Below are 8,017 nucleotides of genomic sequence, written 5' to 3' on the forward strand. Positions count from 1 at the left end.
AACGCATCGAGGACGCCAATGCCGCGCTCTGGCATCTGGTGAACATCCCGGCAGGCTCCGACGTCCGCAAGCTGCGCCGTCAGATCGGCGAACTCGACTACGAGGTCCGTCAGCTGCGTCTGGAACTGGGCGAACAGGCCCATCACGTCGATCGATCCCACAGCGATGAGGAATCCCGGGACCGCAAGGAGAACCAGTAGTGGACATTCCCAACCCCCTGGGCGCCGTCGACCGGATCCGCAAGGAGGTCGAACGCAACTCGCTGCGCGCCCGCAACGGAATCAAGATGGTGGCCGGCGTCGGCAAACCCAAGGTCGGGGCCACGCCCCGGGATGTGGTGTGGCGCAACGGCCGTGCCCGGCTGTATCGCTATCGCAACGACGACGTACGGTATCGCCCACCGCTGCTGATCGTGTTCAGCCTGGTGAGCAAGGCCTACATCCTGGACCTGTCGCCGGGCAACAGTTTCATCGAGCACCTGCTCGGCGCGGGCCTCGACGTCTACCTGCTCGACTGGGGCGTGCCGGACGAGCGCGACGCCCGCAACAATCTGGAGTACTACGCCGACGGCGCCATCCCCGCCGCCATCGAGGCGACCTGCCGCACCTCGCACTGCGACGAGGTGAACATCCTCGGCTACTGCTTCGGAGGCAACCTCACCCTGCTGCACGGCGCGCACCATCCCGATGCCCCGATCCGCAGCCACACCGTCGTGGCCTGCCCCGTCGACTACGACAAGATGCCGATGGGCCACTCATTCCGGCAGGTGGGCACCGACGTCGAGGATCTGATCGGCGACGACGGCAATATCGCCGGCAGCGTCATCTACAACTCGTTCCGCACGTTGCGCCCGGTCGGTGAGGTGACCGGCTACGTCGACCTGCTGGACCGGATGTGGAACGACGACTACGTGGCGGCCTACCAGGCGATGAACGGCTGGAGCACCGACCACATCCCGCTGCCCGGCGCGACCGCCCGCCAGATGTTCCACATGCTCATGGACGACAATGCCTTCATGAACGACACGGTGACCCTGGGCGGCGACCGGATCAGCCTGCGCGACATCACCGTTCCGTTCCTGTCGGTCCTGGGCGAGAAGGACCACATCGTCCCCCTCGACGTGGCTTCGCCGGTCAACGACCTGGTCGGCTCGACCGATTCGGAACAACTAAGGCTCAAGGGCGGGCATATCGGCCTCGTCGTCGGACGGACCGCGGCCAAGACCACCATCCCCACCATCATCGAATTTCTCAAGAAGCAGAGCGAGGTGCGCGCGTGAGCGACCCGGACATCACCATCACCAACATCACCGCCGGCGACATCGCCGAATTCCGCACCCTGCTGGGCAAACTCGGCGACGGCGACATCACCGCGATCCGGGTGCTCGTCGACGACACCGACTACATCGCGCGCCTGGCCGACAATCCGGAACTGCGCTGGATCGCCCGCGACACGGCGGGAACCATCGTCGGCTACGCCACCGTCAACCGGCTGCCGGGCTGGTCCGACCACGTCGGCGAGCTGCGGCTGGTCGTCGACCCGGATGTGCGCGGCAGCGGCCTGGGCCGCAAGCTCGTCCAGCACTCCCTGCGGGCGGCGGTCGATGCCGGGCTGCGCAAGGTGGTGGTGGAATTGACCACCGAATCCGACGCGGTCGTCGAACTGTTCACCGACCTCGGGTTCACCGGTGAGGCCCTGCTGCGCGACCACATCCGCGACCACAACGGCGCACTGCACGACATCCTCATGCTGGCGCACCACGTGGACACCAACTGGGAGAACCTCGAGACCGTCGGCATCGTCGACGCCCTGGCCTGAGACGGGTCCGGCTAGCCGTTCTGCCCGACGTGACCGGCCGGATCCGGCGAGTACATCTTGAGGTAGGCGACCACCCAGCCCCGCTGTGCGGACAGGATGCGTTCGGCAGCAGCGTAGTTCGCTTCCACCGCCGAGATGAGCGGCGGGGTGATCGCCGAGTACGCGTCGTCGGCGGCGGCGACCAGCCGGGTTCCGCCGGGCACCGACGACACCGCCGAACGGACGTTGACGGCCGCGACCGGCAGCACGAACCCGGAGTAGTCGATCGCATCGGCCCATTTGTCGCTGACACAGCCGATTCCGGCGGACCAGGCCCGGGCGTACTGATCGGCCAGGCGTCGATATGCATTCCACACGCCCATCAAACTAACGAAAGGATCGTGAGGTGGCCACGATGACCCCCGCACCCGAGCTTTCCGGTCTCCTGCGGCAACTACGCAGTTCGGCGGTCCTGGCCCGGGCGAACACCCGGCTGTTCGAGCGTCCCGACCGGCTGCCGCGGGCGATGCTCGCGGCCCTGCCCTACGGCACCGGTCTGCTCGCCGGACTGGCGGCGTCGGCGGCACGGTATCCCGAGGTGGTCGCGGTGACCGGACCCGGCGAGCGGATGACCTACGGGCAGATGTGGACACAGACCGATGCGCTGGCCGCCGGGCTGCGTGCGCACGGACTCTCCGAGGACACCACAGTCGGTGTGCTGTGCCGCAATTCGCCGATGTTCGTGCGCGCGCTGATCGCGTCGGCGAAACTCGGCGCGACCGTCGTGCTGCTCAACACCGCGATGAGCGGCCCACAGCTCGACGATGTGGTCGCGGCCGAATCGATCACGGCGGTGCTCGGTGATACCGACCTCGTCGGGCTGCTGTCGTCGCGGCCGGACGTCGAATGCTTCGACGGAGAGCGGCTGCGGGGACTGATCGGCGCCCTGCACACCCGCCGTCTGGCCCCGCCGCAGCGCGAATCGAAACTGGTGATCCTCACGTCCGGCACCACCGGAACCCCCAAGGGTGCGGCTCGCTCGTCGGGGGCCAACGCACTCGACGCGGCTGCGTCGGTACTTTCGTCGATCCCGTTCCGGCTGCGTGACACCCTCGTCATCCCGGCCCCGTTCTTCCATGCGTGGGGTCTCAACGGGCTGCTGCTGGGATTGGGAATGTCGGCGACCATCGTGACCACTCCCGCGTTCTCCGCGTCGGACACCATCACCCAGCTCGATCGCTTTCAGGCTGACGGCCTGATCGTGGTGCCCACCATGCTGCGACGCATCTGCGATCTCGACCCCGCGACGCTGGCCCGGTTCAATACCGGTTCACTGCGGTTCATCGCCTCCAGCGGCTCGGCCATCGCGCCGGGGCTGGTCACCGAAACCCTCGACCGGTTCGGCCCCGTGCTCTACAACATCTACGGTTCCACCGAGGTCGCGCTGGCCACCATCGCCGGCCCCGCGGATCTGCGACGGCACCCGACGACCGCCGGGCGTCGCGTCACCGGAGTCGGTATCGCGATCCTCGACGACGCCGGCAATCCGGTTCCCGACGGCACCGTCGGACGGGTGTTCGTCGCCAACTCCTTCCGCTTCGACGGCTACACCAACGGCGCCACCAAGGAGTCGGCGGGCGGCGGGTTGTCGTCGGGCGACAAGGGCTATTTCGACGCCGACGGGCGGCTGTTCATCGTGGGCCGCGAGGACGACATGATCGTCTCGGGCGGCGAGAACGTGTACCCGCTGGAGGTGGAGAATCTGCTCAACGGTGATGGGCGGATCGTCGAAGCCGCGGTCGTGGGCGTCGACGACGAACGGTTCGGTCAGGTCCTCAAGGCCGTGATCGTCGTCGCCGACGGGGAGATACTCACTGAGGACGACGTCAAGAAGCTGGTGACCGGCAGACTCGCCCGTTTCAAAGTCCCCAAGATCATCGAGTTCACCGATGCCCTGCCCCGCACCGCAACAGGAAAACTATTGCGGCGCAAGATGATCTGATGTCCACACCAATTCACTCAGAACAGACGGTCACCATGCCCACTTCACTCACCGATTCCGCGACCCAGACGTTCGGCAAGGTGCTCTCGCCGCTGGCCACCAATCAGCTGATCGGCACGCTGACCGAGATCGGGATCCGCAACGAGGCCCGCACCCGGGCGCTGGCCGAACTGTGGCTGCGGCCGGCCGAGAAGCTGACCGGTATCGAACGCCAGTCGACCCGGTGGCGCCGCAAAGAACGTGCCGCCGTGGCAGATGCGCATCAGCTGCGGCCGGGCGTCGCACGCCCGAAGGTCCACTGGCACGTCGGCGGATCCGAAACCGCGCCCGCGCTGCTGTTGATCAACGGCTGGACCGCCAACGGCGTCACCTGGCCGTCGGCGTGGCTGGCCGACCTGGAATCTCGCTACCGCGTCATCCGTATCGACAACCGCGGCACCGGATGGTCGCGTACCGCCCCCGCCCCGTTCACCGTCGCCGACATGGCGGACGACGCCTACGATGTCCTCACCGCCTGCGGGATCAACCGGGCGTCGGTGATCGGGTTGTCGATGGGCGGAATGATCAGCCAGGAGTTGGCGATCCGGCATCCTGAGGTCGTCGACGAACTGATCCTGTGCGGCACCCGACCACCGACCCCAGACCACATCCTGCCCGATCTGTCGGTGATGACCTCGCTGCTCGACTCGCCCGGCAAGGGCGAGGATATCGGCAAGTTCCTCGCCGACACCTGGGGACCCATCACCGGACCCGGTTTCGCCGAAGCCCATCCCGAGGTGATCGAGGAGTTGGTCGGCCAGATCATGGCCCGGCTCACGCCGCGCGGCGGCATGATGGCCCAGGCCCGCGCCCTATGGTGCTGGCACGGCGCAGACCGGCTGGCCCGGATCAAGGCCCCCACCACCGTCATTCACGGCAACCGCGATCCGCTGATGCCCGTCGGCAACGGGATGCGGCTGGCCCGGCTGATCCCCGGCGCCCGCTACGTCGAGCTAGCCGGGGTCGGGCATCTGGTGCCGCAGGAGGCCGGGGCCGAGATCACCGCAGCGATGGTGCCCCGGACATAGAATCGGCGCGTCACAAACCCCACCGCTCAGCGCCGGCGAGGAGACTATTGCGATGCCGGGGGCTATTGGTGGGGTTTGTGACGGCAGTGTCAGAGCATGGGTGGGATACGGGCGTCGATCAGGTGCGGACCCGGCTCGGCCAGCGCGGCACTGAACTGTTCGGCGAGTTCCTCGCAGGTGGTGGCGACGGTGGACGGTACGCCGAATCCGGCGGCGATCTTCGAGAAGTCCATGTCCGGGTTGGCCAGGTCGAGCAGCTGACGCGCCTTGGGTCCGCCCTGGCCCGCACCGGTGCGCATCAGTTCCAGCCGCAGGATCGCGTAGGCGTGGTTGTTGATGAGCACGACGGTGACGTTCAGGTTCTCCCGGGCCATCGTCCACAACGCCGAAATCGTATATGCGGCACTACCATCGGCCTGCAGGGCGATCACCGGGCGGTCGGGGGCGGCGACTGCGGCGCCCGTCGAGACCGGTAGTCCCTGTCCGATCGCGCCACCGGTCAGCGTCAGCACATCGTGGCGTGGGCAGCCGGCGGTGGCGGCAGGCAGCATCAGCCCCGAGGTGTTGCTCTCGTCGGAGATGATGGCGTTCTCCGGCAGCAGGGCGGCGATCACCTGCACCCAGTTCTGGACGGTGAGATCACCGGTCGGCAGTTCCGTGGTGGTGGCCGGGGCCGGTCGCGGTTCGGTGCCGGGGGCCACCGCATCGGCAAGCTGTTCCAGGGCTGCCACGACGTCGGTGCCCAGGCTCGCCAAAGTGTGCACCTGGGTGCCCTCGGGTACCAGGCTGCTGGGTTTGCCAGGGTAGGCGAAGAACGAGACGGGAGCACCGGTTCCGGCGACGATCAGGTGTTTGACACCGTCGAGCTGCGCCATCGCCGCCTCGGCCAGGTAGCCCAGGCGATCCATCGCGGGGATTCCGGCACCACGGGTGTGCCGGGTCGGGAAGGTCTCGACGAGCGGGACCGCGCCGGTCGCGGCGGCGATCCGGTCGGCCGCGTTCTGCCCGGCCTCACCGGTGGCCGGACCGCCGATCAGGATGACGGTGCGTTCGCCACTGCGCAGGATTTCGGCGATCTCGGCGACGACCGCGTCGTCCGGGGCCGTCGCCGGTTCGGGCTCGGCCGGACGGGCCAGTTCCCCGCCCTCACTCCACGAGATGTCGGCAGGCAGGATCAGCGTGGCCACCTGTGCGGGACTGGCCTGGGCGGCCGCGACCGCGGCGGCAGCGTCGGCGCCGATGGTCTCGCCCGATTCGATGCGCCGGACCCAGCCATGCGTCCATTCCGCGAGCGGTTCGATGTCCGATTCCAGCGGGGCGTCGTACTTCTTGTGATAGGTGGCGTGATCACCGACGACATTGACCAGCGGGACGTGCGCGCGGCGCGCATTGTGCAGGTTGGCCAACCCGTTACCCATGCCGGGGCCCAGATGCAGCAGGGTGGCCGCCGGAGTGCCCGCGATGCGCCCGTAGCCGTCGGCGGCGCCGGTCACCACTCCCTCGAAAAGGCAGAGCACGCCGTGCATTTCGGGGACGTCGTCGAGTGCGGCGACGAAATGCATTTCGGACGTACCGGGGTTGGCGAAACATACCTGCACGCCCGCATCGCGCAGGGTGGAGATGAGGGCCTGAGCGCCAGTGGTCATCTGCGGTTTCCTTACTTGTCATCCGAATTAGTAAGCAGTACACCGGGATTGAGAATCCCTGCCGGGTCGAAGGCCGCCTTGATGCGGCGCATCAGGGCGATCTTGGCGGGGTCTTCCAACTCCGCGAAATGACTGGCTTTGACGCGGCCGAGACCGTGCTCACCGGCGATGGCCCCGCCGAGTTCCATCGCGGTGGCGAAGATCTGGTGCAACAGCCCGTGCCGGGTGTCGTCGTCCGGGCAGAACACCGCCAGGTGCACGTTCCCGTCGCCGGCATGTCCGCACCCGATGACCCCGGCGTTCGCCTCACTCGCCAATTGTCGTGCCTTGTCGAGGAATTCGTGCATCTGAGCGCGCGGTACCACGGTGTCGATGACGTCGTCGGCGCCGGCGGACTTGCCCATCCAGAAGGCCCGTTCGCGTGCCTCGATGAGTGAATGGGCCGAATGTCCTTCCAGCACATACAGGTCCATGGCACCCAACGACTCGGCGAGTTCGCCCAGCAGTTCCACGTCGCCGTCGAGGCGGTCGTGGTCGCGGTTCTCCAGGCCGATCACCAGGTATGCCTGCGCCGTCTGCTCGATGTCGGCGGGGATGCCCAGGGTCAGGCCCTGCGCGTGGGCGATGGCGGCGAGGGTGAGACTGTCGATGTATTCGAGGATGTTGGGATCGACCCCGGTACGCAGCACCGCGGGCACTGCGTGGGTGATGGCCTCCAGGTCGGCGAACGGCACCAGCAGCGTGGCCGAATGCGCCAGGCGCGGATACAGTTTCAGCGTCACCTCGGTGACCAGCCCGAGAGTGCCTTCAGAGCCGATGATGAGCTGGGTGAGGTCGTAGCCGCTGGAGATCTTGGTGATCTTGCCGCCGGCCCGGATCAGTTCGCCGGTGCCGAGCGCGGCCTGCACACCGAGCACATTGTGGCGGGTCACCCCGTATTTCACCGCGCGCATACCACCTGCGTTGGTGGCCACGTTGCCGCCGAGGCTCGCCGACAGTTCGCCGGGGAATACCTGGTACACCAGCCCGTGTTCGGCGGTCACCGTATCCAGATCCGCCAGAGTCACGCCGGGCTGGACGACGGCCACCTGGTTGCCCGTATCGATCTCCAGGGTCGACGCCATCTTCTCGAAGGAGATGAGCAGTCCGTCGGCGTGGGGGCGGGCGGCTCCCGACAGGCCCGTGCCGGAACCGCGTGCGGTGACCGGGATCCCGGCCGCCGACGCCGCCGCCAGCAATTCAGCCACCTGCTCGGCGGTCTGCGGCCTGGCCACGTACCGCGGCGTCACCGGCTCCCCGACCAGCGCCTCGTCGTGGGCGTAGTCGGGGCCGATCGCGTCACCGGTCAGCAGATCGTGTTCACCGACAATGTTGCTGAATTCACCGGCCGCACCGGTGGCGTCGTCGCCCATGGGAAGCCAAGCTACTCCCCCGGCGCCGATGGCGGACGCAGTCTGCTGAATCTGGGTTCAAGTCATCGTTGCGCGCGCGGCCACCTGGTCGCG

At 67.6% G+C, this 8,017-nt stretch carries 7 protein-coding genes and 1 pseudogene; 5 read left to right on the forward strand and 3 right to left on the reverse strand.

Going from position 1 to position 8,017, the window contains the following annotated elements:
• The 3 genes and pseudogenes from KDB67_RS17115 to KDB67_RS17125 form a co-directional block, all read left to right on the forward strand.
• A pseudogene (locus KDB67_RS17115) lies at positions 1–200 on the forward strand (hypothetical protein); the annotation flags it as partial.
• The gene (locus KDB67_RS17120; protein WP_291018125.1) at positions 200–1,279 is read left to right on the forward strand and encodes an alpha/beta fold hydrolase; all 1,080 of its coding nucleotides are present in this window, start codon (positions 200–202) and stop codon (positions 1,277–1,279) included. The pseudogene KDB67_RS17115 and the gene KDB67_RS17120, both read left to right, overlap by 1 nt.
• On the forward strand, positions 1,276–1,818 hold the full coding sequence (locus KDB67_RS17125) for a GNAT family N-acetyltransferase (protein ID WP_291018128.1): 543 nt from the start codon (positions 1,276–1,278) through the stop codon (positions 1,816–1,818). The genes KDB67_RS17120 and KDB67_RS17125 overlap by 4 nt, the downstream gene beginning before the upstream one ends.
• Positions 1,819–1,829: 11 nt before the next feature.
• Here KDB67_RS17125 and KDB67_RS17130 read toward each other — a convergent pair whose 3' ends face one another.
• Entirely contained in the window at positions 1,830–2,174 is a 345-nt protein-coding gene (locus tag KDB67_RS17130; protein ID WP_291018131.1) for a hypothetical protein, read from the reverse strand.
• Positions 2,175–2,212: 38 nt separating this feature from the next.
• Between KDB67_RS17130 and KDB67_RS17135 the strand changes: the two genes are divergently transcribed.
• Both KDB67_RS17135 and KDB67_RS17140 read left to right on the forward strand, forming a co-directional pair.
• A complete protein-coding gene (locus KDB67_RS17135) occupies positions 2,213–3,799 on the forward strand; it encodes an AMP-binding protein (RefSeq protein WP_291018143.1) in 1,587 nt (528 codons plus the stop codon).
• Entirely contained in the window at positions 3,799–4,866 is a 1,068-nt protein-coding gene (locus KDB67_RS17140; protein ID WP_291018134.1) for an alpha/beta hydrolase, read from the forward strand. The genes KDB67_RS17135 and KDB67_RS17140 overlap by 1 nt, the downstream gene beginning before the upstream one ends.
• Before the next feature lie 89 nt (positions 4,867–4,955).
• Here the strand turns inward: KDB67_RS17140 and KDB67_RS17145 are convergent, their stop codons facing one another.
• Positions 4,956–6,512, reverse strand: coding sequence for an acetolactate synthase large subunit (locus KDB67_RS17145; RefSeq protein WP_291018137.1), 1,557 nt, complete (start codon positions 6,510–6,512; stop codon positions 4,956–4,958).
• An 11-nt stretch (positions 6,513–6,523) separates the two neighbouring features.
• On the reverse strand, positions 6,524–7,924 hold the full coding sequence (locus KDB67_RS17150) for an FAD-binding oxidoreductase (protein WP_291018140.1): 1,401 nt from the start codon (positions 7,922–7,924) through the stop codon (positions 6,524–6,526).
• Positions 7,925–8,017: the final 93 nt, after the last annotated feature.

The sequence above is a fragment of the Gordonia sp. (in: high G+C Gram-positive bacteria) genome, from assembly GCF_020438995.1.
Taxonomy (GTDB): domain Bacteria; phylum Actinomycetota; class Actinomycetes; order Mycobacteriales; family Mycobacteriaceae; genus Gordonia.